Here is a 24593-nt window from a genome sequence, read left to right as displayed (position 1 = left end):
AATCCGGGCGCCTTTAGTTTAAATTACTTTATTAATTAATACTATCTAACCATTGTATTTTATAGTTTTTATATGCTTCATTAGCTGGATTGAAGATACGTTCAACCATTGCCGGAACCGCAGCTCCGGCAAGTAAAGCAGCCCCCATCGCAGTCCCTGTCGTCCCTGAAACAGCAATCACATCTCGACCAGCGAAACCTGCCAGAGCATGAAGATAGATGCTGTTTGCCGCGAATGGACCTTCGACGATTATCGGACCATCAGCACCCAGAAGCTCAAGGCAACTTTGCGTCATCAGTGCTGCATAAAGGCAGGAGGCTACATAACGCTCCGCTGAGCTTGCATCTTCGGCGTTTAACCAGCGTAGCGAAGTATCCGGATACGGCCCGCAACCCGGCACAGCAGAAGGTAAAGCCATGATGCCGTGTGCCAATACCTGATCCAGAACGCGTTCATGCTCTTCTTCGCTCGGGGGCACCAGATCTGCAGTCATCATGTCGAATTCGCGTCCGCCCATATAGCGGGCAGAGGGAACAGCGCGACCATAGGCATCGACATTGGCGAGCGTATCGCGTTTCGGATCAAGCCCTTCGAGATCACCGCCAACCGCAAAACTCACAACCCATGTACCCGTCGAGACAACCGAAAAGGGCGGCTTGCGATCCATGAGATGCGCAAGCAGGGAAGCGTTTGAATCATGGATGCCGCAATAAACCGGAACCGGAGCTACGAGGCCGATTTCCTGCGCGAGTTCGGGCAGCAGATTATCCAGCGCATCGAATGCCGATCGCAGCGGCGGAAACTTGCCCTCAAGGTCAAGGCTTTCGACCAGCGACGAATAAGTACCGCTTTTCGGCAGCCAAAGATCCGTATGGCATCCGAGAGATGTCAGCTCGACCGCAGGAACCCCGGTCAACCTATAGGCCCAATATTGCGGATAGGTCACGACCAGCGCCGTTTCGGCAAACTGATCAGGAAAAACTGTCTTCAGGTAATGAAGCTGTGCGCCGACATTGAGCCCCAGCGAAAGTGTTGGCGAATAAGTCAGCGCGAAGTCCGGCTTGATGCGCGCATAGGCTTCGCGAGTTTCAGCGCCATAATCATGCTCGTAATCAAGCATGGGCATGGCAAGCTCGCCATCCTTGTCGAGCAATACTGCACTCGCGCCATGGGTTGTAATCGAAATAGCGTCAAAGCCCGGGGCTTTTGCAAACTCGGTAAGGCTTTTCAGGAAAAAGCCCCATAGCGTCTCCAGATCATAATGCGGATAGGGACCATCGTGCAGCACTGTGTTTGGGATGCGCCGCACGGCAATCTCTTCACCGCTTACAGCATCAAGCAGAACGGTCTTGGCATTGGTTTTGCCGACATCGAGAATGGCAATATGCTTCATGGCATATGAAAGACAGGTTTGAGGTCGATGGAAATCGGCGAATTATCGGCATTCGTTTCCATGATGTCGGCCATATGCGCCCACCATTTCTTCATGACCGGATGATCTGGCAGCGCTGCCATATCATGCGTCATGGTTCGGGTAAGCGTGCCGAAAAGGATATGTGTGTCTTCATCCAGCCATATCGAATAATCAGACACTCCGGATTGCTGCAGCAGATCGATAAGCTCGGGCCAGATTTCATCATGACGGCGCCGGTATTCTGCTTCCTGACCGGGATGAAGCTTCATACGGAAAGCATAGCGTTCACTGGTCATGACTTTTGCCTCGCTTTGAATTTGCGCCCGAGGATTGGCAGCGAGATCGTGATAATCAGCAAAAGCCCAATGAAGATCGACATGACAATGCCCGGCACATTGAGAAGGCCGAGACCGAAGGTCACAAGCCCCATCACAAAAGCCGCGATTACAACGCCGATGATGCTGCCTGCGCCACCGAGGATCGACACACCACCGAGCACAACCATCGTGATGATTTCAAGTTCCCAGCCCTGTGCAATGGATGGCCGGGTGGAGCCAAGGCGTGAGGTGAGGCACACGGCAGCTATGCCACTCATCAGTCCCGTCAGGATGAACAACGTAAACTTCATGCGTTCGACAGGGATGCCCGAAAAGCGCGAAGCAAACTCATTATTGCCGATGGCATAAATGCGTCGTCCGAAAGTGGTGGCATGCAGCAGTATGCCGAAAATCAGTGCGAAAGCGATGAACAGCACAAATTCAAACGAGAAAACCCAGACGACATAGCCCTGTCCGAAATAAGCGAAGCTTTCCGGATAACCACCATAGGCTTTGTCGCCGAGCACAATATAGGAAATGCCACGAAACAGACTCATCGTACCGATGGTGACAACGATGGACGGAAGCTTAAGTCCGGCCACGAGCCCGCCATTGATCGCCCCGCAAACAAGACCTGTACCGATACCGATCAACACGAGACCGGGCGTGCCTATACCCATCTGTGCTGCGGCCCCCATGGCGGTCGATGCTAAAGCAATGATCGCAGCGACCGACAGGTCGATCTCGCCGGAGATGATGAGCAACGTCATTGCAAAGGCAATGAGCGCTTTTTCAGTGAAATTGAACGTTGCGTCTGAAAGGTTCCAGGCATTGAGGAAATATGGCGAGGCAAATGAATTGGCGATGAAAATCGCAATCGCTACGCCAAGCAACAACATTTCCCAACTGGCAAACAGCCGCGTGTAGGACGTTCCCAGCCGATCCGGGATATGACGGCGTTCCGTTATCTCGCTCACGCTGCTGGCTCCTCATAAGTCTTTGCGGCCTTGTCGCGCAGAATGATACGTCCGCCGCGTTTCTCCTGTCGGGCATTGAAGATCACGGCTGCGATGATAACCGCGCCGGAAATCGCCATTTGCCAGAAGGGTGAGATGTTGATGACGGGCAGGGCGTTTTTGATGACGCCGAGAAACAGCGCCCCCAGCACTGCGCCAAAGGCAGTGCCAATGCCGCCGATGATTGAAATCCCGCCGATCACGCAGGCAGCGACGCTATCGAGTTCAAATCCGTTGGCGATATCGACATAAGCAACCGCATAGCGTGAAACCCAGAGATAACCGCATAATCCTGCCAACGAGCCGGACAGTACAAAGGCGAAGAAGCGCGTACGGCCCACATCGATACCGGCATAGACCGCAGCCGTTGGATTGCCACCTGATGCATAAAGTGCTCGGCCAAAGAAGCTGCGAGTGAGCAACACATAGATGAGGCCGATGATGAGCAGTGCCGTCCAGCCAAGGAGCGGAAGCCCCAGAAACACCGTGCGGGGCGTGTTAAGAAACGGCCCGGTCATCTGATGAGCATTGACCCAGCCACCACCTGACAGAACAAAGGCCATGCCGCGATAGATGGTCAGTGTGCCAAGTGTGACCACAATAGCTGGAATATCCAGCTTCCAAACCAGAATGCCATTGAGCGCACCCAGAATGGCACCAATACCCACGGCTGCAACAATCAGCACGACCAGCGGTATTTCAGGGTAGGCGGCATTGAGCATCGCCACCGCCATGCCGGTAAATGCCAGATTGGCCGCGACCGAAAGATCGATGGACTTTGTCAGGATCACCGACATCTGACCCAGAGCCAGAATAATCAGGATCGACGTGTCGTTGAAAATGTTCGCGAGATTGCGTGGCGAGCTAAAGCCCGGCGCACGCATTGAGAACAGCCCGATCATGATCGCAATGATGACAAGAAGCAGGAGTTCGCGCTGTTTGAGAAGCTGTTTCATATCTTACTCCGCATTCTCACCGGCATTTCCAGTGGCCGCACGCACCAGAACTTCGGCATCAAGATCGGCACGATCAAAAATGCCTTCCACCAGCCCTTCGCGCATCACCATGACGCGATCCGACATGCCTATAATTTCGGGTAGCTCGGACGAGATCATGATGATGCTCAGTCCTTCCGCAGCTAATTCGCTGATAAATTCATGCACAGCGGCTTTCGAGCCAATGTCGATGCCTTTGGTCGGTTCATCGAGAATGATGACCTTTGGATGGGTCGCGAGCCATTTACCGATAACCACCTTCTGCTGATTGCCACCGGAAAGCGTTCCCACCGGCACTGAAAGTGCGGCGGCGCGCAAATCAAACCGCTCGGCATATTTGCGTGCGAGCTTGAATTCTTCCGCCATGCGCAGAAACCCGCGCCGCGATGTACGCGTCAGTGAAGGGAGCGATACATTCTGAAAAATCGGCATTTGCAAAACCGCGCCATGCCGTCCGCGCTCTTCTGGCACATAGACAATGCCTTGAGCAATTGCATCGCCCGAGCGGCGGATTTTGATTTCCTTGCCTTCCAGCACAACTTGACCGGATGAGGGCGTCGTCATGCCAAACAGCGATTGCGCGAACTCAGAACGACCAGCGCCCACCAGACCATAGACACCGAGGATTTCACCGCGCCGCAGTTCAAAGGATATATCGCGGAACTCGGTCGGATGAGAATAGTTCGTAACCTTCAGCACCGTGTCGCCAAGCGCAACATCCTGCTTGGGAAAAGCCTTTTCCACCGAACGTCCAACCATCAGCCGGACAATTTCGCGTTCATTCATCTCCGACAATAGTCCGCGCCCGACCGCACAACCATCGCGGAAAACCGCATACCGATCCGCTATCTCATAGACTTCATCGAATTTGTGGCTAATGAACAGGATTGCTTTGCCCTGTGATTTCAATCGCTCGACGATGCGGAAAAGATCATCGACTTCCTTGCGCGACAGAGCTGCTGTCGGCTCATCCATGATGACGACGCGGGAATCCACCGAAAGCGCACGCGCAATCGCCACCAGATGCCGCTGCGCGATGGAAAGTTCTCGTAGCTTGATACGAGCATCAACCGTGATTTCCAGCGAAGAGAGCAGAGCCTGTGCCCGTGCAAAAACTGCCGCCCAATTGACGAAGCCAAGCTTCGTGCGGGGCGCATGGCCGAGATAGATATTCTCGCCAACGGATAATTCATCGAAAAGCACTGTTTCCTGATGAATGGCGGTTACACCGGCGTCGGTCGCATCCTGCGCAGTCGAAAAATGAACCGGCTGACCATCAATCAGAATTTCGCCTTCGTCCGGGTGATAAATTCCCGTCAGAATCTTGACGAGCGTCGACTTGCCCGCTCCGTTTTCGCCGATCAGTGCTGTTACCTGGCCTGGATAGAGCGCGATATTGACGTTATCGAGCGCTCGCACTCCGGGAAATGTCTTGGCAATGCCGCGCATTTCCAGCAAAGGCGTATCCGGATGGCTGGCAGGCAACACCGATTGCCCGCTTTTCTGCAAAGCTGCATTCATCAGAAATACCTGAATTCAATTCGGAAAATGATGGCGGTGCAAGATTATCCCTCGCACCGCCAGCCTCGGTCTTAAAATTAAAAGACCTTGGAGAATTCGTCGATGTTCGATGCGTCATAGACAAATGGATCGCTCATCGCGGCTTCGCCGTTTTCGCCGATCTTGATCTTGCCCATGCGACCGGCTTCGATTTCCGAGCCCGGCTTGCCGTCTGCATCACCCTTTACAAGATGGTAGGCAATCTGCGTTGCAGAATAACCCAGATCGATCGGGTTCCAGATCGCGAATTCCTTGGTTGCACCCGACTTGATGGCGCCTGCCATTTCAGACGGTAGGCCAAGGCCGGTTACATATACATCGCCGATTTTGCCCGCGTCTTTGACAGCCTGCGAGGCAGCAAGCACGCCAACCGTGGTTGGAGCAACAATTACCTTCACATCAGGATTGGAAGTGAGGAGGCCCTGCGCTTCACGGTAGCTTTTGTCGGCAAGGTCATCACCGTAAACGGTGGTGACGAGATTAAGGCCCGGAAAATCCTTGAGCTGCTTCTTCATCTCGTCAATCCAGATATTCTGGTTGGTCGAGGTGGTCGTTGCCGAAAGAATCGCGAAATCACCCTTACCATCTGGCAAATGATGCGCTGCGAGCGTGAGGCACATTTTGCCGATCAGATCGTTCGATGATGGATTGAGATGGACGATGCGGCCTTCAGGCGCGACACCGGAATCCCACGAGATAACCTTGATACCGCGCTGCGCAGCCTTCTTGAGTGCTGGAACAACCGCATCCGGATCGTTTGCAGAGATTGCAATGGCATCCACGCCTTGCGCAATCAGCGAATTGATGACTTCAATCTGACCTTCGGCAGTCGTTGTCGTTGGGCCAGTATAGATGACTTCAACGCCACCCAGTTCCTTGGCAGCTTCCTGTGCGCCCTTATTGGCCGCTTCAAAAAAGCCATTGCCCAACGATTTCGCAACGAGTGCGATTTTCATGTCGGCAGCCTGTGCGGCATTCGCCATGAAAGCAACAGCCAGCGCTGTGCTCAATGCCAGTTTCTTGAAAAGTTTCATGTCCCATTCCTCCCGATTAAGAACATTCATATGTTTGGTTACAGCTTAGGCAACTTCTGTGGCTTCCCCCCGTTCGTCACCCTTGCCAGCATTTGCAGAGACCTGCGCTACGATGAGCTTGATGCCCGCATTCTCCACCATTCGCCGCGCATCATCCGAAATGCCTTCATCGGTGATCAGCGTGCTGACCCGATCAAGAGGGCAGAGGATAAGGCTTGAGCGACGTGTGAATTTCGATGAATCGACCATCAGGACAATTTCGTCCGCCTGGCCCATGAGTTTCTGCTCGCTCTGGATAATCAGGGCGTCAGCTTCCATCACGCCGAGAGGGCTGACACCCTGACAGCCCATGAACATGCGGCGTCCGTAGAAGTTACGGATCACATCATTATCGAATGGCGACAGAATAAGGCTCTGATCACGATAGATCGCGCCTCCCGGCACAATGACCGTGCTTTTTGACTGGCGCAAAAGGTGTTCAGCGATGGCAAAGGAATTGGTCAGCACCTGCAGACGACGCGCCGCGAGATAATGCACCATCTGGAAAGTCGTAGAACCACCGTTGATGATGATGCTGTCGCCTTCTTCGCAAAGCGAAACAGCTTCGCGAGCAATCGCGCGCTTGCAATCCGTGTTTTCCGATTCCGAAACCTTGAAAGGTCGGCCTGCAAGGCTGCCGAACTGCGGGGGATGTATAGCCTCCGCGCCGCCGCGAACCCGCTTGATACGGCCCTGCATGTGAAGCGATGCAATGTCGCGCCGAAGGGTCGCTTCCGACGCCTCCGTCAATTCCACCAGATCCTGAATGGTGATCACCGGCTTTTCCTGAACAGCACTCAGGATAATACGGTGGCGCTCTCTTTCGTGCATGGCTCCTCCTTTTTCTTGTATCGAACACAAATGCGGGCAGTGTCAATCATAAACAATCATCATAGTGCACAAAAATAACATATATGATTATTTATGATCGTTTTTGATTGACAATAATTTGCACAATACGCCATATCTTTTCCCAACATGATCGTTTGTGCGTGAAAAAGAAAGCACGCATTCCGGTCTTCACCATAAAACGGGAGGATGAAATGGTGGCCCAAAGCAGGCTCTTGGATAATCGCTGGGATGACGCCAAAGCGGCAACGTTGGATGAGCCAGGCAAGCTGCTTTATCGTTCAAACCTGCTCGGTTCCGATAAGCGCATCACCAATTATGGTGGCGGGAATACATCGGCAAAAGTACAGGAAATCGATCCGCTGACCGGCGAACAGGTTCCAGTACTCTGGGTCAAGGGCTCGGGCGGCGATGTCGGCACCATTAAGCTCGACGGCTTTGCTACGCTTTATCAGGACAAGCTCGACGCGCTGAAAGGCATCTATAAGGGCGTTGAAGACGAAGACCGTATGGTCGGCTTTCTTCCGCACTGCACATTCAATCTCAATCCCCGTGCCGCTTCCATCGATACGCCGTTGCATGGTTTTGTGCCATTCACCCATGTTGATCACATGCATCCTGATGCGATCATCGCAATTGCCGCATCAAAGAACTCACGCGAGCTGACTGCCGAGATTTTTGGCGATGAAATTGGCTGGCTGCCATGGCGTCGTCCGGGCTTCCAGCTTGGTCTCGACCTCGAATCCTTTGTGAAGTCAAACCCAAACGCAAAGGGCGTAGTCCTTGAAAGTCATGGTCTTTTTACCTGGGCCAATGACGCTAAGGACTGCTATGAACTGACGCTTGCGATTATTAACAAGGCTATCGAATGGCTTGATAAGAAGGGTGAAGGCAAGGCCGCTTTTGGCGGTTCCGTGACCCAAAGCCTGGATGTTTCGGAACGCCGTGCAATTGCTGCGCGTCTCATGCCAGAGATACGCGGGTTGATCGGAAAGGAAGAGCGCAAGCTTGGCCATTTCGATGATCAGGATGCGGTTCTGCAATTCGTAAATTCAAAAGAACTAGAGCCACTCGCACGCCTTGGCACATCTTGCCCGGATCACTTCCTGCGCACGAAAATTCGCCCGCTTGTGGTCGACTTCGATCCCGCGAAACCGGATGTTGATGGTGTCGTTGCTGGCCTTGAAGCTTCACTCGAAGCCTATCGCGCTGATTACACGCGCTATTATGAGAGCTGCAAGCACGACAATTCGCCGAAAATGCGCGATCCCAACCCGGTCATTTTCCTGATCCCCGGCGTCGGCATGTTGTCTTTTGCGCGCGACAAAGCGACAGCGCGTATTGCTGGTGAGTTCTACGTCAATGCGATCAATGTTATGCGCGGAGCATCATCCGTTTCTGAATATCAGGGGCTGCCCGAACAGGAAGCCTTCGATATTGAATATTGGCTGCTTGAAGAAGCCAAACTCCAGCGTATGCCGAGGCCTAAAAGCCTGGCCGGGCGCATTGCGTTGATTACCGGCGGTGCAGGTGGCATCGGCTATGCCACCGCTGAACGTCTGGCAGGTGAGGGCGCTTGCGTGGTTCTGGCAGATATCGACGCAGAATCGCTCAAAACCGCTCACGCCAATCTCGCCAAGCGTTTTGGCTCCGATCAGGTTCGCAGCGTCGAGCTGAACGTCACCAATGAGGGTGCCGTCATCAATGCTTTCACAGAGGCAAGTGTTGAACTTGGCGGCATAGATATACTGGTTTCAAATGCTGGTATTGCATCGTCTGCTTCGGTCGAAAATACCGAGCTTTCGATGTGGAACCGAAATATCGACATACTTGCTACAGGATATTTTCTTGTTTCTCGTGAGGCATTCCGGCTTTTCCGGCGTCAAAAACTTGGCGGAAACGTGGTTTTCGTTGCTTCCAAGAATGGGCTCGCCGCTTCGCCGGGCGCATCCGCCTATTGCACGGCAAAGGCTGCGGAAATCCATCTGGCGCGTTGTCTTGCCCTTGAAGGTGCCGAAGCTGGTATTCGTGTGAACGTGGTCAACCCGGATGCTGTGCTGCGTGGTTCGAAAATCTGGGACGGCGAATGGCGCGAACAGCGTGCAGCGTCATCGAAGATTGATGTGACGGAACTGGAAGAACATTATCGCAAGCGCTCGCTGCTCAAGCTCAATGTACTGCCGGAAGATATTGCTGAAGCGATCTACTTCCTTTCAAGCGATGCGTCAGCCAAGTCCACCGGAAACATCATCAATGTTGACGCCGGAAACCAGCAGAGCTTCCCGCGCTGATTACTCAGAAGGCAGGTAAAGCGATCTTGCCTTCCTGCCTTTTATCCAAGAAATTGAGGACATTCTGGGAGGAACCATGTCCGAACAACGTATTGCAGCCGATTTCATCGCTGAGCACAATTCCGGCTTTGAGAATGCACAGAAGAGCGACTATCAGGCTCTTGGCGAACAACTTGCTCGCCGCGGCATTGAAATTGAAAAAATCACTCAGAAAGTTGCAAAATATTTTGTCGCTGTACCCTCTTGGGGGACAGGAACGGGCGGTACACGCTTTGGCCGTTTCCCCGGTCGCGGTGAGCCGCGCGGGATTTTCGACAAACTCGACGACTGCTCGGTCATCAACGAACTTTCACGCGCAACGCCGAATGTTTCGCTGCATATTCCGTGGGATAAGGCTGATCCGAAAAAACTGAAAGCCCATGCGGAAGCACTCGGCCTTGGTTTTGACGCGATGAATTCCAACACGTTCTCGGATTCGGCTGATCAGCAGCATTCCTATAAATATGGCTCGCTTACCCATGTCGATCCGGCCGTGCGTGCTCAGGCTGTTGAACATAATATTGAGTGCATTGAGATCGGAAATGCCATTGGTTCCAAAGCTCTGACCGTCTGGCTCAGCGATGGTTCAAACTTCCCCGGCCAGCAGAATTTCACCCGTTCATTCGAGCGTTATCTGCATTCGATGGGTGAAATCTATAAAGCACTTCCGGATGACTGGCGGCTGTTCTCTGAACACAAAATGTATGAGCCAGCCTTCTATTCGACAGTCGTTCAGGATTGGGGCACGAATTACCTTATAGCCTCGACGCTTGGTCCAAAGGCGCAATGTCTGGTCGATCTTGGCCACCATGCACCAAACACCAACATTGAAATGATCGTGGCGCGGTTGATCCAGTTCGGAAAGCTCGGTGGCTTCCATTTCAATGACAGCAAATATGGTGACGACGATCTCGATGCGGGATCGATTGATCCATACCGCCTGTTCCTCGTTTTCAACGAGCTGGTCGATGCAGATTATCGCGGTGTAAAGGATTTCCATCCTGAACATATGATCGATCAGTCGCATAATGTGACCGACCCGATTGAAAGCCTGATTTCGTCTGCCAATGAAATCCGCCGTGCTTATGCGCAGGCGTTGTTGGTGGATCGGGAAGCGCTGGAAACCTATCAGCAGGAAAACGATGCCCTGATGGCATCCGATACGTTGAAGCGCGCTTATCGTATCGACGTCGAGCCAATTCTGGCAGAAGCGCGTCGTCGTACCGGCGGAGCAATCGAGCCGATTGCGGCTTATCGGGCCAGCGGCTATCGCGAAAAGGTCGCGAAAGAACGCCCTGAAAGCAAAAGCGACGGCGGTGCGTTCAACTAGAGCGCGTTCGATCTGAATATTCGTTTTAACGCGCATCCCGAAAACCGTTTCACCCTTTTCGGGATGCGCTCTAAATTATGTAGCGGAAAAGATGCGCGTTCCAAATGAATGCAGAGAGTTAAAGACAACCCGCATCTAATTGTAGTTATTTAGCTTTTCTGAATGTAAGATTATAGCGATTTCGACCAAGCTGCGGATATTCTCCATCCTTCAATGGCAGAATGCCATGATAGAAGAGTCGGGATGGTCCACCCCAAACGACCACATCGCCGTGGTGCAGCACGAATTTGCGTACCGGGTCACTGCGCTGCAATCCGCCGAATTGAAATGTCGCGGGCAGCCCCAGCGACACAGAGACAATCGGATTTTTGAAATCCTTCTCGTCCTTATCCTGATGCAAAGACATTTTTGCGCCGGGTTCATACCGATTGATGAGACAGGCATCCGGTAAGAAATCAGGATAACCAGCTTCGTCCGCAGCACTTTCTGCAAGATCGCGAAATGCCCCCGGCATTGAAGGCCACGGCCTTTCCGTTTCAGGATCAACCGCGCTGTAACGATAGCCCTTCCGGTCCGTCACCCAGCCAAAAGACCCGCAATTGGTCATAGCAACCGACATGCGAAATCCGCCTGGCGTCGTCATATTCCGAAAAGGTGCATCATTCTCAACATCTTGCATGGCGTTGAGAATTTCGGCTTCGTTTGCGAGCGCAAATCCCCGCAAAAGAACGGCGCCGTCGGCAAGCTTTTCTCGAGTTTCAAGCTGGGAAAACAGATCAATCATAAGGTCATTCTAACACAAAGCCGCACAAGAACTTCCCGAAAATTGCTTTCGTATTATCGCCTCTCTTGACAAAGTCGAAGACTCGTAACATATAAAGTTACATGAAAAAAGATAGCAAACTTTCGGGCGTCCTTCACGTCCTCCTTCACATGGCTGAGTATAAAAAGCCCGTGACCTCCGAAGTCCTCGCAAAAGCGATGGGCACCAATCCCGTTGTCGTGCGTCGCGTCATGAGTGGTCTGCGAGAGCAGGGCTATGTGCGCTCCGAAAAGGGTCATGGCGGCGGATGGGAGATCGCTTGCGATCTTAGCAAAGTCACGCTGCATGACATTTACAACGCCATAGGCAAACCGTCGCTGCTTGCAATGAGCAATCGCACAGAAATGCCGGGTTGCCTCGTCGAGCAGGCCGTCAACGCATCGCTTAACAAAGCATTCAGCGATGCAGAAGAGCTTTTATTGAAACGTTTTGGCGAAGTGACACTCGCCATGTTGAGCGCGGATTTTCATCAGCGCGCGATTGAACGCGGCGCAACTTTCGACTTGGAGACAGCCCATGACGCATCATGATGTGCTAATTATCGGTGGCAGCTTTGCCGGACTTTCGGCGGCGACCTATGTGGCGCGCGGCAGACGCTCGGTTCGCGTGATCGATGCAGGCAAGCCACGCAACCGCTTTGCCGAACATTCACATGGTTTCTTCGCTCAGGATGGAAGCAACCCGGCAGCGATGCTCGAAACGGCAAAAGAGCAGGTTAAAGCCTATCCGACGGTAAGAGTAACGGAGGGGAAAGCCGTAAACGGAACCGGGCAGATTGATGACTTCTCGATTGAACTGGATACAGGCGAAGTCGTCAGTGGGCGCAGACTGATCTTTGCCTTCGGCATTTCTGACGTTTTGCCAGATTTACCGGGGTTGGCTGAACGCTGGGGCAAATCGGTTATTCATTGCCCTTATTGCCATGGCTACGAGTTCAGCGGCAAAAAACTCGGCGTATTGAACCTTTCGCCGATGTCGTCTCATCAAGCCATGCTTATCTCCGAATGGGGACCGACCACATTCTATCTGAATGGCGGTGAAGAGCCTGATGCTGTAACTTTGGCAGAACTCGAAAAGCGTGGCGTCACTATTGAAGCAAAACCAGTCGCAGGCATAAGAGGTGAGAGAACATCCATCTCCGAGATCGAACTTGCTGACGGTCGCCTGTTGCAAGCTGACGCATTATTCATTGGACCGTCCAACCGCCTGAACAGCCCGCTCGCTGAGCAACTCGGCTGCACATTGGAAGACATGCCGCTTGGAAAAGCCATCAAAACTGATGAGATGAAAGCGACAAGTATTCAGGGTATCTATGCCGCCGGCGACATATCAAGGGGCGCACATAGTGTTGCATGGTCCGTTGCGGATGGTGTTTCCGCTGGCGTTTCCGCCCATCGGTCTTTGGTATTTTAGATTTATATCATTTTATAAGAAAACGGGGCCAAGGCCCCGTTTTTATTTAATTTATTCGTTTGTACCAAACCGCTCTTCGCTCAGCGCTGCGGCCATGAGAGCCTTCGTATAATCCTCATAGGGGTTATCGAAAACCTGTTCCGTATCGCCTTGCTCGACAATCTTTCCGTTCTTCATAACAATCACATAGTCGGACACGGCACGTACCACCGCCATGTCGTGACTAATGAAGAGATAGGAAAGCCCGTGTTCCTTCTGCAGATCACGCAAGAGCGTAACGATCTGCTTTTGTACGGAACGATCCAGCGCACTGGTCGGCTCATCAAGCACGATCACCTTTGGTTTCAGGATCATTGTGCGTGCGATGGCGATACGCTGACGCTGGCCACCTGAGAACTCGTGCGGGTAGCGATTACGCATTGCCGGGTCCATGCCGACTTCGCGGAGCGCTTCCTGCGCGCGACGATCCCGTTCCTTTGCCGAAAGGTTCGGCTCATGGATAAGCAGACCTTCGGTGATGATCCGGCCGACGGTCATACGCGGGCTAAGCGATCCGAACGGATCCTGAAACACCAGCTGAAGCTCACGGCGCTTGGGCCGCATGGCCTGCGATTCCGTCGGCAACTCTTTGCCCAGATAAGCAATCCGACCTTCTGACGGAAGAAGGCGCAGGATCGCACGGCCAAGCGTCGATTTACCTGAACCGGATTCACCGACAATCCCGATGGTCTGGCCTTCTTTCAAGGTCAGAGAGACATCATTTACCGCCGTCATGTAGGTAGCGGCACCAAGCCAGGGCTTATTGATAAGGAAGTTCACCTTCACATTATCAGCACGGATAAGGACCGGCGCTTCTGCAGACGGAGACAGCTTTTCCCCTTCCGGTTCAGCATCAAGCAGCATCTTCGTATAGGGATGCTCTGGTTCGGTAAAAAGCTTTTCCGTCTCGTTGGTTTCCACCACTTCACCCGAACGCATAACATAGACGCGGTCGGCAAAACGGCGCACGATACCAAGATCATGGGTAATGAACACAACCGCCATCCCCAGCCGCTGCTGAAGATCAGCCAGCAGGTCGAGAATTTGCGCCTGAATGGTGACATCCAGAGCGGTTGTCGGCTCATCGGCAATGAGAATATCCGGCTCATTAGCGAGCGCCATGGCAATCATCACCCGCTGGCGCTGCCCACCTGAAAGCTCGTAAGGGTAGCTATCGATGCGGCGTTCCGGTTCAGGAATGCCGACCAGCTTCAGCAATTCCAGAATACGTGGCCGTGCCTGCTTCTTGCTCAATCCGCGGTGATAGCGCAGAGGTTCTGCCAGCTGATCGCCAATCCGATAAAGTGGATCAAGCGATGTCATCGGCTCCTGAAAGATCATGGTGATCTTAGCACCACGGATTTTGTTCAGCGCCTTATCGGACATGCCGATAAGATCCTGACCGCGATAAAGCGCCTGTCCGGTGGCTTTACCGTTTTGCGCCAGCAATCCCATCATCGCCATGGTGGTCTGGCTTTTGCCAGAACCGGATTCACCAACGATTGCGATTGTTTCACCAGCTTTGACATCGAGATTGATGCCGCGCACAGCATCAACGGGACCGTCATGCGTGTCGAAAGTGACGCGAAGATCGCGAACGCTCAGAATATTTTCTTTTGTCATCTCAGCGATCCTTCGGGTCAAGACTGTCGCGCAGACCGTCGCCAAGGAAGTTCAGCGCAAACAGGATGATGGTGAGGGTTGCGGCAGGCCAGATCAATTGCCAGCTTGCGCCGCGCATGTTCTGAGCGCCTTCCGAGATGAGGAGGCCGAGCGAGGTGAGGGGATCCTGCACGCCCAGGCCAAGGAACGAAAGCAGGCTTTCAAGCAGAATGGCCTTTGGCACCAGAAGCGTCACAAAGACAATAACCGGCCCCAAAGCATTCGGGATAATATGGCGGGTGATGACGCCGCGACGGGTTGCGCCGAGCGCTTCTGCCGCCTGCACAAACTCTTGCCGTTTGAGGCTCAATGTTTGTCCACGCACGATGCGCGCCATATCCAGCCATTCGGTTGCACCAATGGCAATGAAGATAATGAAGATCGACCTCCCGAAGAAGACGAGCATCAATATGACGAAAAAGATGAAGGGCAGGGAATAGAGAATATCAACAAGCCGCATCATGATGTTGTCGGCACGGCCACCGAGATAGCCCGAAATAGCACCATAGCCAACGCCAAGTACCAGAGCCATGGCTGAAGCCAGCAGGCCGATTGCCAGCGACATGCGCACACCGATGAAGATGCGGGTCATGAGATCGCGGCCAAGATTATCTGTACCGAGCACAAAATAGTTGCGCGAGACATTCAATGTCAGCTTGCCACTCAAACCATCAGCAGCAAGTTCGATCTTAGGATTACTGAAAAGGTCCGAGCGCTGGAAGTAGCGAAGAACGCGCTCATCGGTCGGGCGTTGCGCAGTGAAGTCGATGACCACATTGCTTCCGGTCAGTTCTGGCTCAGCTGATGTCGTGAGGCGAGCACGAGCCAATTCACGTTCCAGTCCCGGCATGATCGTGTCGGCACGCGGATAGGCTTCCAGACTTGGCGCCACGCGAACAAACTGCGGATAGATCTTGTCATAGGGATGCGGGCTAAGCATCGGCCCGAAGATACCGACAAGTGCAAGCACGATCAGCACGATAGCACTTGTTACAGCTGCCTTGTTCTTGCGCAGGCGCAGCCATGCGTCCTGCCAGAGTGAACGGCTTTGTACTGAACCAAGCTTTTCCGTTTCAACGGCTGCAGTAAAATCAGTCATAGCGAACCCTCGGATCAAGCCATGCATAAAGAAGGTCGACGATGAGATTGAACACCACGACAAAAACGGAAATGACGACAACGGTTCCCATCACCATCGTATAATCGCGGCTCAGCGCGCCTTGCACGAAGTAACGGCCGATGCCGGGGATGCCAAAGATCGTTTCAACGACAACCGAGCCAGTGAGGAGAGCAGCAGCTGTCGGCCCCAGATAGGAAACAGCTGGCAACATGGCAGCACGCAGAGCATGAACGCCAACGACCACGCGCGCGGGCAGGCCGTAAGCGCGAGCCGTCCGAACGTGATTGGCGCGCAAGGCTTCAATGGTTGCGCCGCGCACGAGGCGCGCAATAACGCCAACCTGCGGCAGCGCCAAAGTCAGCACCGGCAATATCCAGTAAAGGATATTGGCCGAAGACCAGCCACCAGCCGGCACCCATCCGAGTATGACGCCGAAAAGAAGGCTCAGAAGAGGGGCAACGACAAAATTCGGTGTGGTAATGCCAAAAGTGGCGAGTGCTACAACGAAATAATCAATCGGAGAATTCTGTTTCAGTGCCGCGATTGTACCGAGAAATGTTCCGATAATCGCAGCCAGACTAAGAGCCAGCGCACCAAGCATGATCGAAACCGGAAGGCCGGAAGCGAACAAGTCATTGACGGTGAAGTCGCGGCGCGTGAAGCTTGGGCCAAGATCACCGCGCAACAGATTGCCCAGATAAATCAGATACTGCTGCCAAAGCGGCGCATCCATATTGTAGGCTTTCTTGAGGTTTTCGAGGATCAGCGGATCAATCGGGCGCTCAAGGTCGAAAGGACCACCCGGCGCAAGCCGGATAAGGAAGAAAGTCAGTGTGACGATGATAAAGATAGTTGGTATTGCACTACCCAATCGTCGGAGCGTGTAGCCCAGCATTTTTATTTCCCTTCTTTGCCGGAACGCTCAAAAAGCGACCCGGCAAATCCCACTAAGGGCGTTCCTGTTTTTGTTTAGCCTTTTATCGACAGCCAGTGTGTGGCGTGCGAATTCATCAGGTTGTCGTCGTAGCCTTTGACCTTGTCAGCAACCAATGCGGTAGATGAATAGTAGAGCAGAGGAATAGCAGCCCCGTCTTGAAGCAAAATCTTCTCTGCATTGGTGAGGATTTTCGCCCGTTCACCCAAATCAGCTGTGATGGCTGATTTCATCATCAGCGCGTCATAGTCCTTGTTCGACCATTGCGCGTAGTTGAAGTAGCTGTCGCTCGTGAAGAGTGACAGAAACGAGTTCGGATCGTTGTAATCCCCAACCCAGCCATCGCGTGCGATATCGAACATGCCTTTTTGCTCAAGATAATTGAAATAGGTCGTGCCATCGACTTCGTCGAGAGTGGCATTGATACCAATATCCTTGAGCATGTCGGCAATCGCCGCCATCGTGTTCTTGTGATTTTCCGATGTGCTATATCTCAGCACTATCGACAGACTACCAGGTGTGACACCGGCATCCGCCAACAGCTTTTTTGCCTTGTCTTCGCGATCAAGAATGTCTTCTTTGGCGTAGCTTAGCTGCGGTCCGTCTTTGACGTAATTATTGATGCCAGGAGGCACCATCGAGCTGGCAGGGAGCATTGTACCGCGCCAGACTTCCTGTGCCAGAAAATCACGATCAATCGTTATTCCAATGGCTTGTCTGACACGAGGGTCGCGCAACTTGCTGGAAGGCTCACCTTTGATGTCGATGTAATAAATGCCCAGCAGCGGCGCCTGATGAAACCATTTACCGAGGTTCTGTTTCACATAGTCCATCTGTTCAGCGGCAACATCAGAGCAGATATCAACTTCTTTCGCCTCAAACCGGCGCATACAGCTGGAGCGGTCCTGAAACGGTATCCAGTTTACCTGATCAATCTGAACATGCTCCGCATCCCAATAGTAGGGATTTTTCTTCATAACGATCTTGTCGTTCGGATTGAAACTGACAAGCTGATACGCGCCATTGCTGACCATATGGCCTGGCTGGCTAAACTTTGACCCGAATTCCTTTACAGCTTTCGGATTGACTGGAAATCCGGTGTTATGGGTCAATAATTCAATGAAATATGGAGTAGGGGCGTTGAGCGTGTTCTGGAGCGTTTTGTCGTCCAGTGCCTTCACGCCAAGCTGATCAACGGACATATGGCCAGTCGCGATCTGCTCGGAGTTTTTGATTGAATAAAAGACACTGGCGTAGCCCGCAGCCGTCTTAGAGTCCATCAGGCGGCGAAATGAAAACTCGAAATCGCCTGCCGTTACTGGATCGCCATTCGACCATTTTGCATTGTCGCGCATGTGAAAAGTATAGGTGAGGCCATCGGGCGAAATTTCCCATGATGTCGCCGCACCGGGAACTGCTCTGCCGTGGCTATCCTGCGCCACCAGTCCCTCATAAAGATCTTTTAAAACGCGGTCTTCCTGAACTGTAGTGGTGAGCTGCTGATCCAGCGTTGAAGGATCCATATCATTGCCACGGTTAAGCAAAATTGCAGCAGACGCGGCGCTGCCAAGCGAAATCAGGCAAACGCCTGCCAATAAAATTTCGCGAACCATCGTGAAACTCCCATAAGTCTTAAAAAATATCTGTCCCATGAAAAGAGGGACCCTCCGACCCTCCCAGGTCGAAAGAAAAAGGGGCCGCGCCCAAAGGCGCAGCCCGAACTGAAAATTTATTGTTTGAACGATAGCCAGCGGGTTTTGTGGCTGTCCATAAGGTTGTCGTTCCAGCCATCGATCTTGTCAGACACAAGAGCGCGCGAGGAATAATAAAGGATAGGAATATTGCTCATGTCATCGAGCTTGAGCTGCTCGGCTTCAGCCAGAACCTTGGCGCGGGCATCCAGATCAAGGATCTTCGCTGCTTCAGCCATCTTCGCATCATATTCCGGGTTTTTAACCTTGGAATAATTGAAGCTGACATCACTCTGGGCAATGTAGAGGAAGTTCTGCGGATCGTTGTAATCGCCGATCCAGCCAGCGCGTGCGATATCGAACGGACCGTCTTCACGCAGGAAGTTGAAGTAGGTAGCGCCTTCGGTTTCGTTGAGCGTTGCCTTCACACCGATATTGCCAAGCTGATCGGCAATTGCTGCCATCGTGTTCTTGTTGTTTTCAGATGTGTTGTAGAGTAGCTCAATCGAAAGCGTGTTTGGCTCAACGCCTGCTTCCTTCAACAGCTCCTTGGCCTTGTCTTCACGATCCAACATGTCGTCGGAATAGTCGAGTTTAGGCGCATCCTTGACGTAGTGGTTGATACCTGGAGGAACCAGCGAATAACCTGGGAGCATGGTGCCCTGCCAGACCTGATCGGCAATGAAATCACGGTCGATCGCCATGGAAAGAGCCTGACGAACGCGCGGATCTTTCAGCTTGCTGTCAGCAGTCTTGCCTTTGACCGGCAGATAATAAACCCCGAGATAAGGTGCCATACGGAATTCGTTGGCGAGGTTCTTCTTCACATAATCCATCTGTTCGGCTGGAACGTCCGAGCAGACCTGAACTTCCTTGGCCTCGAAACGGCGCATGCAGCTGGCGCGGTCTTCGAATGGAATCCAGTTGATGGTATCGATCTTGACCTGATCGGCTTCATAGTAGTTCGGGTTCTTCTTCATGACGATTTTGTCGTTCGGCGTGAAGCTGACCAGTTCGTAAGCGCCGTTCGTCACCATTTTCCCAGGTGTCGTGAACTTGTCGCCATTTTCTTCAACGCTCTTCTTATGCAGCGGGAAGCCGGTCTGGTGCGTCAGAAGTTCAAGGAAATAAGGAGCAGGGGAGTTGAGCGTCACCTTCAGCGTGTGATCGTCTACAGCTTCAACACCCAGCTCATCGACCGGCTTTTTACCACCAGCAACGTCTTCCGCGTTCTTGATGACAAACAACATGCTCGCATAGCCGGCAGCTGTCTTAGGGTCCATCAGACGGTGAAAAGCGAAGCTGAAATCACCAGCAGTTACCGGATCGCCATTCGACCATTTCGCGTTATCGCGCAGATGGAAAGTGTAGACCAAACCGTCTTCCGAAATATCCCATGACTTCGCCACACCCGGTACGGCTTCACCATTCGCGTTCTGGATGGTCAAGCCATCATACAAATCGCGAAGTACGTTGCCTTCAGACACGGTGGACGTGCGATGATGATCGAGCGTTGCCGGATCAGTGTCATTGCCGCGATTAAGAACGACCTCAGCCGATGCCGCTCCCATCAGTGTCAGAAGACACACGCTTGTCAGTAGAGTTTTGCGAAACACGATGAACCCCTCCTAGGTAATTTTTGAAATGGCGTGCATCTTATGGATAAGATTGGTTCTTGCAAGAGAAGTTCTCAAGATACTGAATTAGTTACCAGATTGACTACGCTGCAGCTAATTTAGAAGGCAAAAAACTGGTACGCAATGGCGATTTTAAAGCGCTTTTGAATGCAATCTCAGAGGATGAAAAATCAAGAAAACTCCATATTTTGCGGCACTTTTATAAGCTGCTGCCAGCATTTTTATGCAGGCTACGACATCCGATTCGCTTAAATTTTCACCAGAGTTTTCGAGTTGTGGAAAACACGCAAAGGAAAGCCATTTGAACTTGGTTTGAGTGACCATCACCGCATCATATTGGGGCGGCCAGAAATGTTTCATTGCAACAAGATGCTGGCTTTTCATTCTTTTGCTTGTTCCATAACATACGTTATGCAATCCACCTTTGCAGTCCCTTCAAAGCCAACCACGATCCCAGGCAGGCTCTCCGTGCAGATGATCGACCAGATAATCCACCAATGCGCGCACTTTTATCGCCAGATGCCTGGCTGGAGGATAAACAGCGTAGATGCCCAGCGGCTTATCTTCGTAATCACGGAGCAATTGCTGCACACGGCCATCACGAATGGATGGACCAGCGATGAATGTGGGCACATGCGCAATGCCCAGACCAGCTGCAGCAGCCTCCAGACAAGCTTCGCCGTTGGAAAACTGCAGACGTCCTGAGATGGCAGCTGACTGGATCTCACCGTTCTGCGCAGGCTTGAATCGCCATATGAAGGGATCCCGGAAATTCGTGTCGATAATACAGCTATGATCAGACAGGTCGCGCGGATGCGTGGGTAAGCCCTGCTCGCTAACATAGGAAGGCGCTGCAACCAACACCACACGCGCGTCGCAGAGCCGTCTCGCAATCAAACTGCTATCAAGCGGTTTGCCGATGCGAACACCGATATCGAAGCCCTCGTCCACCAGATTGACGATGCGATCTGAGAAACTAACGTCAATTTGTATATCGGGAAATGTTTTCGCAAACTCCAAGAGGATTGGGGTCAGCTGCAATGTCCCGAAAGACATGGGTGCCGTCAGCCTTATACGCCCGCTCGGCGCGCCAGATGCGTTGCGTACAGATGCATCCAATGCATCAAAATCCTGCACCAAACCTTTGATACGCTCATAATATGCGTAGCCGACCTCTGTCGGCGAAAGCGCTCGTGTTGTGCGCTTTATAAGCTGAACACCTAGACCAGCTTCAAGCTTGGAAATGAGTTTCGACGCCTGCCCGCTGCTCGTGCCAAGCCTTTGAGCAGCAGCTGAAAAACTGCCCGTATCAAGGACCGCGACAAACATCCGCTCACTATCAAGGCGATCCATTGATTGTTTCCGTATTGGCTATTTTAACACTGCTTTTGTGCAAAATAGCCAAAATATGGAAATAATCAAAGCTGCTCGTCAGATTTGCACGCTTGCAATCCCAGGTAAATCTGGACCGACCGGAACAATGCCTGTGGGGTTTAACGCCTTGATTGAATAATATCCCCGCTTGATATGATCAATATTGACTGTTTCATGCACGCCCGGAATATTCAGAACGCGCAACAGCCAGCCACTCAGCGCCGGATAGTCCTTCAACTGCCGGAGATTGCATTTGAACAAGCCGTAATAGGCAGCATCAAAGCGTATGAGCGTCACAAACAGCCGAATATCCGTTTCCGTCAGGCTCTCGCCAAACAGGAATGGACCTTTTCCATCGAGCTTTTCCTCAAGCACAGCAAGCGCCTTAAATACGTCGCGGAAAGCTTCCTCATAGGCGATCTGCGTTGTGGCGAATCCCGTGCGATAAACGCCGTTGTTGAGCCGAGGATAAATATACTCGTTCAACTCGTCGATTTCTGAGCGCAATGCTTCCGGATAAAAATCGAAATCCGCACTAGCAAGATCGCCAAAACCTGAGTTGAGCATCCGAAAAATGTCAGAGGACTCATTGTTGACGATGGTCTGTTTTTGCTTGTCCCACAGCACAGGCACTGTAGCGCGGCCCGTATAATGTGGATCTGCTTTGGTGTAGATCTCGTGCATATAAGTGGCGCCATTGAGAACATCACGATCAGCACCCGGATAGTCGCCAAATCGCCAGCCCTGATTGGCCAGAGCAGGTTCGACTACCGAGATCGAAATTACATCTTCCAGCCCTTTGAGCTTACGGCCGATTAAGGTGCGCGACGCCCATGGGCAGATATAAGCGACATAAAGATGGTAGCGACCTGCTTCTGCTTTGAAGCCCGCCTCACCCGTCGGACCTGCGCTACCGTCGGGAGTTATCCAGTTTCGAAAGCCGGAAATCTGGCGCACGAAGCCGCCCTTTTCATCTTTCGCTTGAACTGGCTGCCAGTCTTCTGTCCACTTACCATCTACAAGCATGGCGCTTATCCTTGAAAATTGTCGTTAGAATTGCGGAGAGTTCCCTCCCCGCATATCCAGCAAATGGCGATGTCTGCTATTTACGCAGATGCACCCGGCTTCACAGCATAGGCGCCATTGCCACCCAATGCCACGACGATAAGCCCTACGATCCAGAATGCCGGAAACTCCCAACCACCATTTGCGTTGGTGAAAAAGAAGCCAGCTGCACCGTGAACGGTGAAAATCGCACCGAGCAGGATCGGAATAAGAGCAACGGCTGCAATGCGCGGAAAGATGCCGATAATCAGCGCGATAGCGCCGACGACTTCCCAGAGAATCGTTACGTAGGCAAACCAGCCAGGCAGACCAAGCGATCCGAAAAATGCTGCCGTTCCTGCAGGTGTGAAGACGAAAATTTTCAAGCCAGCATGGGCGAGAAAGAGAATGCCGAGTGCCAGACGCAGAATGAAAATGGCATAAGGCGCAGTACGATTGTCGATCACGATAGACCTCATTTCCGATGATGAATGTTTGAGGCAGACCATGCCGAAAAGCGCCGATAATGATTAGATAGCCAACGCGAAATGAACTTCTTCCAAAATGGAAGAAATCAAAAAATCACTTATTTTCTCGCATTGAGCCATCTTGCAGCTGACATCAGATCGCATTAACAACAGCCTCATTCTTGCGGAGAATTTTTATGGCAGTTGGACGCCAATCTATGCCGCCGCTCAACGCGCTTGTCGTCTTCGACAGCGCTGCACGGCTTGGCAGCTTTTCGCGCGCGGGTCTGGAGCTCGGCCTCACCCAAAGCGCCGTCAGTCGTCAGATTGGCAAACTTGAAGCGTTCATCGGCTCCAAGCTGTTCAACCGCCTCCCCGTTGGCGTTCAGCTCACCACAATGGGTGAAAGCTATGCCTCAGATGTCAGCCGCCTGCTCGGCGATTTGACGGCAGTCACCGACGGCCTACGTGCCTGGACAGGCCCACGACAGATAACCATTGCCTGTTCGCGCGGCATTGCCGACCAGTGGTTCTTGTCGCGTGTTGGAATGCTGAAAGCGGAACTTCCCGGCATCGAAATCCGGCTGCGCGTGACCGACGATGTGGCGCATTTGCGCCTCGATGAATTTGATCTGGCGCTGTTCTATCGCAAGGAACGTCCGATTGGTGTGAATCTAACCGTGCTGGGGCGCGAAGAAGTTGTGCCGGTTTCTGCCCCCGGCGTGGCAAACATCATGGAGCAGGAAGCGCCGGTTCTACTCTCAATCGAAGACACCATGCGCGAATGGCAAGGTTGGCCTGAATGGTGGCAGGATGCGCGGCTCTCCCCTCCTCTAGGCGCACTGGAATGGCGCTTGGGCGATTATGGCCTCTGCGTTGCAGCGGCCACGCAAGGAATCGGCATCACGCTTGGCTGGACTTGGCTCATCAAAGAGCAGCTTGCAGCAGGCACGCTCTTACCCGTCCACGATCATATGATGCGATCAGATGCTTATTTCTATCTGATGCGGCCAGCCGACCGCCATCAGCGCAAAATTGTGCGTGAAGTGTCCGACTGGCTGATTGCAAGCAATGGAACCGACGCAATCACGTAAAGATGATGAGATTTATTCGGCAGGTATAACAGCTGCACGACGACGAGCCATCATACGGAACCGCACGTAACCAACGACAGTAAAGACCAGCCAGGCCACCTGCGTGATGATGGAACCCAGATTGAAGTTCCACGAGAGCGAATAAATCAGCGCTACACCGCCAAGAATATTGAGCACGGTGATGATGGCATCGTCCACCGTGTAAATACGTAGCTGAATCAGGGCATAAGCAGAAAGATAGAAAACTGCACCCAACAAGCCAACAATATCCGGCAAACTCATTTTGATCTCCACGATCAGCAAAATTTCAATCGCAGAGGCAACTTTTTTTGTGGAAGAAGCGCCACCGCAGGTCTCTGTGGAATGCTCCTTTATCCCTGTTCCCACAAAAGCCAAGAGGTACATTTGGCA

At 52.5% G+C, this 24593-nt stretch carries 23 protein-coding genes; 5 read left to right on the top strand and 18 right to left on the bottom strand.

Annotation, left to right across the window (positions count from 1 at the left end; genetic code table 11):
- Window positions 1-31: 31 nt before the first annotated feature.
- The 7 genes from RT142_RS20225 to RT142_RS20195 all read right to left on the bottom strand — a co-directional run bounded on the left by RT142_RS20225 (window position 32) and on the right by RT142_RS20195 (window position 7206).
- Entirely contained in the window at window positions 32-1393 is a 1362-nt protein-coding gene (locus tag RT142_RS20225) for an FGGY-family carbohydrate kinase (protein WP_313031065.1), read from the bottom strand.
- Window positions 1390-1710: an L-rhamnose mutarotase gene (gene rhaM, locus RT142_RS20220; protein WP_112806279.1), complete on the bottom strand. Its 321-nt coding sequence runs from the start codon at window positions 1708-1710 to the stop codon at window positions 1390-1392. The genes RT142_RS20225 and rhaM overlap by 4 nt, the downstream gene beginning before the upstream one ends.
- Window positions 1707-2708: an ABC transporter permease gene (locus tag RT142_RS20215; RefSeq protein WP_112806277.1), complete on the bottom strand. Its 1002-nt coding sequence runs from the start codon at window positions 2706-2708 to the stop codon at window positions 1707-1709. Before RT142_RS20215 ends, rhaM begins: the two co-directional genes overlap by 4 nt.
- Entirely contained in the window at window positions 2705-3703 is a 999-nt protein-coding gene (locus tag RT142_RS20210; protein WP_112806275.1) for an ABC transporter permease, read from the bottom strand. The genes RT142_RS20215 and RT142_RS20210 overlap by 4 nt, the downstream gene beginning before the upstream one ends.
- A 3-nt stretch (window positions 3704-3706) precedes the next feature.
- Window positions 3707-5263, bottom strand: a complete 1557-nt coding sequence (locus tag RT142_RS20205; RefSeq protein ID WP_231195393.1) for a sugar ABC transporter ATP-binding protein — start codon at window positions 5261-5263, stop codon at window positions 3707-3709.
- Between the two features lie 77 nt (window positions 5264-5340).
- Window positions 5341-6336: a rhamnose ABC transporter substrate-binding protein gene (gene rhaS / locus RT142_RS20200; RefSeq protein ID WP_064321715.1), complete on the bottom strand. Its 996-nt coding sequence runs from the start codon at window positions 6334-6336 to the stop codon at window positions 5341-5343.
- Window positions 6337-6381: 45 nt separating this feature from the next.
- Window positions 6382-7206 (bottom strand): DeoR/GlpR family DNA-binding transcription regulator, encoded by an 825-nt coding sequence (locus RT142_RS20195; protein ID WP_007879133.1) that lies wholly within the window; start codon window positions 7204-7206, stop codon window positions 6382-6384.
- Between the two features lie 212 nt (window positions 7207-7418).
- Here RT142_RS20195 and RT142_RS20190 point away from each other — a divergent pair, with 212 nt between their 5' ends.
- Window positions 7419-9515: a bifunctional rhamnulose-1-phosphate aldolase/short-chain dehydrogenase gene (locus RT142_RS20190; protein ID WP_313031057.1), complete on the top strand. Its 2097-nt coding sequence runs from the start codon at window positions 7419-7421 to the stop codon at window positions 9513-9515.
- A gap of 76 nt (window positions 9516-9591) precedes the next feature.
- Window positions 9592-10884 carry an L-rhamnose catabolism isomerase gene (rhaI, locus tag RT142_RS20185; RefSeq protein ID WP_313031054.1) on the top strand — a complete coding sequence of 431 codons (1293 nt, stop codon included), beginning with the start codon at window positions 9592-9594 and terminating at the stop codon, window positions 10882-10884.
- A 145-nt stretch (window positions 10885-11029) separates the two neighbouring features.
- Here the strand turns inward: rhaI and alkB are convergent, their stop codons facing one another.
- Window positions 11030-11668 carry a DNA oxidative demethylase AlkB gene (gene alkB, locus RT142_RS20180; RefSeq protein ID WP_313031052.1) on the bottom strand — a complete coding sequence of 213 codons (639 nt, stop codon included), beginning with the start codon at window positions 11666-11668 and terminating at the stop codon, window positions 11030-11032.
- 101 nt (window positions 11669-11769) lie between these two features.
- On the opposite strand from alkB, the gene RT142_RS20175 reads away from it, so the two are divergent.
- Together RT142_RS20175 and RT142_RS20170 are read left to right on the top strand one after the other, a co-directional pair.
- Entirely contained in the window at window positions 11770-12237 is a 468-nt protein-coding gene (locus RT142_RS20175) for an Rrf2 family transcriptional regulator (RefSeq protein ID WP_064321710.1), read from the top strand.
- Window positions 12224-13120: an NAD(P)/FAD-dependent oxidoreductase gene (locus RT142_RS20170; RefSeq protein ID WP_313031050.1), complete on the top strand. Its 897-nt coding sequence runs from the start codon at window positions 12224-12226 to the stop codon at window positions 13118-13120. The genes RT142_RS20175 and RT142_RS20170 overlap by 14 nt, the downstream gene beginning before the upstream one ends.
- Window positions 13121-13171: 51 nt before the next feature.
- Here RT142_RS20170 and RT142_RS20165 read toward each other — a convergent pair whose 3' ends face one another.
- From RT142_RS20165 to RT142_RS20125, 9 genes are all read right to left on the bottom strand, one after another.
- Complete coding sequence (locus RT142_RS20165) at window positions 13172-14782, bottom strand: ABC transporter ATP-binding protein (protein WP_313031049.1); 1611 nt, start codon at window positions 14780-14782, stop codon at window positions 13172-13174.
- A 1-nt stretch (window position 14783) separates the two neighbouring features.
- Window positions 14784-15920, bottom strand: coding sequence for an ABC transporter permease (locus RT142_RS20160; protein ID WP_105519548.1), 1137 nt, complete (start codon window positions 15918-15920; stop codon window positions 14784-14786).
- Complete coding sequence (locus tag RT142_RS20155; RefSeq protein WP_007879123.1) at window positions 15913-16836, bottom strand: ABC transporter permease; 924 nt, start codon at window positions 16834-16836, stop codon at window positions 15913-15915. Before RT142_RS20155 ends, RT142_RS20160 begins: the two co-directional genes overlap by 8 nt.
- 74 nt (window positions 16837-16910) lie before the next feature.
- Window positions 16911-18488 (bottom strand): peptide ABC transporter substrate-binding protein, encoded by a 1578-nt coding sequence (locus RT142_RS20150; RefSeq protein ID WP_313031045.1) that lies wholly within the window; start codon window positions 18486-18488, stop codon window positions 16911-16913.
- Window positions 18489-18604: 116 nt separating this feature from the next.
- On the bottom strand, window positions 18605-20182 hold the full coding sequence (locus RT142_RS20145) for a peptide ABC transporter substrate-binding protein (RefSeq protein WP_064321705.1): 1578 nt from the start codon (window positions 20180-20182) through the stop codon (window positions 18605-18607).
- Between the two features lie 153 nt (window positions 20183-20335).
- Entirely contained in the window at window positions 20336-20587 is a 252-nt protein-coding gene (locus RT142_RS20140) for a hypothetical protein (protein WP_200636000.1), read from the bottom strand.
- Window positions 20588-20638: 51 nt separating this feature from the next.
- Window positions 20639-21556: a LysR family transcriptional regulator gene (locus tag RT142_RS20135; protein WP_007879108.1), complete on the bottom strand. Its 918-nt coding sequence runs from the start codon at window positions 21554-21556 to the stop codon at window positions 20639-20641.
- Between the two features lie 78 nt (window positions 21557-21634).
- Window positions 21635-22603 (bottom strand): glutathione S-transferase family protein, encoded by a 969-nt coding sequence (locus tag RT142_RS20130; RefSeq protein WP_313031042.1) that lies wholly within the window; start codon window positions 22601-22603, stop codon window positions 21635-21637.
- Between the two features lie 80 nt (window positions 22604-22683).
- Window positions 22684-23088 carry a DoxX family protein gene (locus RT142_RS20125; RefSeq protein ID WP_007879092.1) on the bottom strand — a complete coding sequence of 135 codons (405 nt, stop codon included), beginning with the start codon at window positions 23086-23088 and terminating at the stop codon, window positions 22684-22686.
- Window positions 23089-23285: 197 nt separating this feature from the next.
- Here RT142_RS20125 and RT142_RS20120 point away from each other — a divergent pair, with 197 nt between their 5' ends.
- Window positions 23286-24182 carry a LysR substrate-binding domain-containing protein gene (locus tag RT142_RS20120; protein WP_313031038.1) on the top strand — a complete coding sequence of 299 codons (897 nt, stop codon included), beginning with the start codon at window positions 23286-23288 and terminating at the stop codon, window positions 24180-24182.
- A 12-nt stretch (window positions 24183-24194) separates the two neighbouring features.
- On the opposite strand, the gene RT142_RS20115 is transcribed toward RT142_RS20120, so the two are convergent.
- Window positions 24195-24464 carry a CBU_0592 family membrane protein gene (locus RT142_RS20115; protein WP_039860778.1) on the bottom strand — a complete coding sequence of 90 codons (270 nt, stop codon included), beginning with the start codon at window positions 24462-24464 and terminating at the stop codon, window positions 24195-24197.
- Window positions 24465-24593: the final 129 nt, after the last annotated feature.

This window comes from Brucella sp., from assembly GCF_032066345.1.
Taxonomy (GTDB): domain Bacteria; phylum Pseudomonadota; class Alphaproteobacteria; order Rhizobiales; family Rhizobiaceae; genus Brucella; species Brucella pseudogrignonensis.
This window is presented reverse-complemented; position numbering and strand designations above follow the sequence as displayed.

Coding starts and splice junctions, on each gene's coding strand:
- RT142_RS20225 (WP_313031065.1), bottom strand. CDS start 1,393: ATGAAGCATATTGCCATTCTCGATGTCGGCAAAACCAATGCCAAGACC.
- rhaM (WP_112806279.1), bottom strand. CDS start 1,710: ATGACCAGTGAACGCTATGCTTTCCGTATGAAGCTTCATCCCGGTCAG.
- RT142_RS20210 (WP_112806275.1), bottom strand. CDS start 3,703: ATGAAACAGCTTCTCAAACAGCGCGAACTCCTGCTTCTTGTCATCATT.
- RT142_RS20205 (WP_231195393.1), bottom strand. CDS start 5,263: ATGAATGCAGCTTTGCAGAAAAGCGGGCAATCGGTGTTGCCTGCCAGC.
- rhaS (WP_064321715.1), bottom strand. CDS start 6,336: ATGAAACTTTTCAAGAAACTGGCATTGAGCACAGCGCTGGCTGTTGCT.
- RT142_RS20195 (WP_007879133.1), bottom strand. CDS start 7,206: ATGCACGAAAGAGAGCGCCACCGTATTATCCTGAGTGCTGTTCAGGAA.
- RT142_RS20190 (WP_313031057.1), top strand. CDS start 7,419: ATGGTGGCCCAAAGCAGGCTCTTGGATAATCGCTGGGATGACGCCAAA.
- rhaI (WP_313031054.1), top strand. CDS start 9,592: ATGTCCGAACAACGTATTGCAGCCGATTTCATCGCTGAGCACAATTCC.
- alkB (WP_313031052.1), bottom strand. CDS start 11,668: ATGATTGATCTGTTTTCCCAGCTTGAAACTCGAGAAAAGCTTGCCGAC.
- RT142_RS20175 (WP_064321710.1), top strand. CDS start 11,770: ATGAAAAAAGATAGCAAACTTTCGGGCGTCCTTCACGTCCTCCTTCAC.
- RT142_RS20170 (WP_313031050.1), top strand. CDS start 12,224: ATGACGCATCATGATGTGCTAATTATCGGTGGCAGCTTTGCCGGACTT.
- RT142_RS20165 (WP_313031049.1), bottom strand. CDS start 14,782: ATGACAAAAGAAAATATTCTGAGCGTTCGCGATCTTCGCGTCACTTTC.
- RT142_RS20160 (WP_105519548.1), bottom strand. CDS start 15,920: ATGACTGATTTTACTGCAGCCGTTGAAACGGAAAAGCTTGGTTCAGTA.
- RT142_RS20155 (WP_007879123.1), bottom strand. CDS start 16,836: ATGCTGGGCTACACGCTCCGACGATTGGGTAGTGCAATACCAACTATC.
- RT142_RS20150 (WP_313031045.1), bottom strand. CDS start 18,488: ATGGTTCGCGAAATTTTATTGGCAGGCGTTTGCCTGATTTCGCTTGGC.
- RT142_RS20140 (WP_200636000.1), bottom strand. CDS start 20,587: ATGAAAAGCCAGCATCTTGTTGCAATGAAACATTTCTGGCCGCCCCAA.
- RT142_RS20135 (WP_007879108.1), bottom strand. CDS start 21,556: ATGGATCGCCTTGATAGTGAGCGGATGTTTGTCGCGGTCCTTGATACG.
- RT142_RS20130 (WP_313031042.1), bottom strand. CDS start 22,603: ATGCTTGTAGATGGTAAGTGGACAGAAGACTGGCAGCCAGTTCAAGCG.
- RT142_RS20120 (WP_313031038.1), top strand. CDS start 23,286: ATGGCAGTTGGACGCCAATCTATGCCGCCGCTCAACGCGCTTGTCGTC.
- RT142_RS20115 (WP_039860778.1), bottom strand. CDS start 24,464: ATGAGTTTGCCGGATATTGTTGGCTTGTTGGGTGCAGTTTTCTATCTT.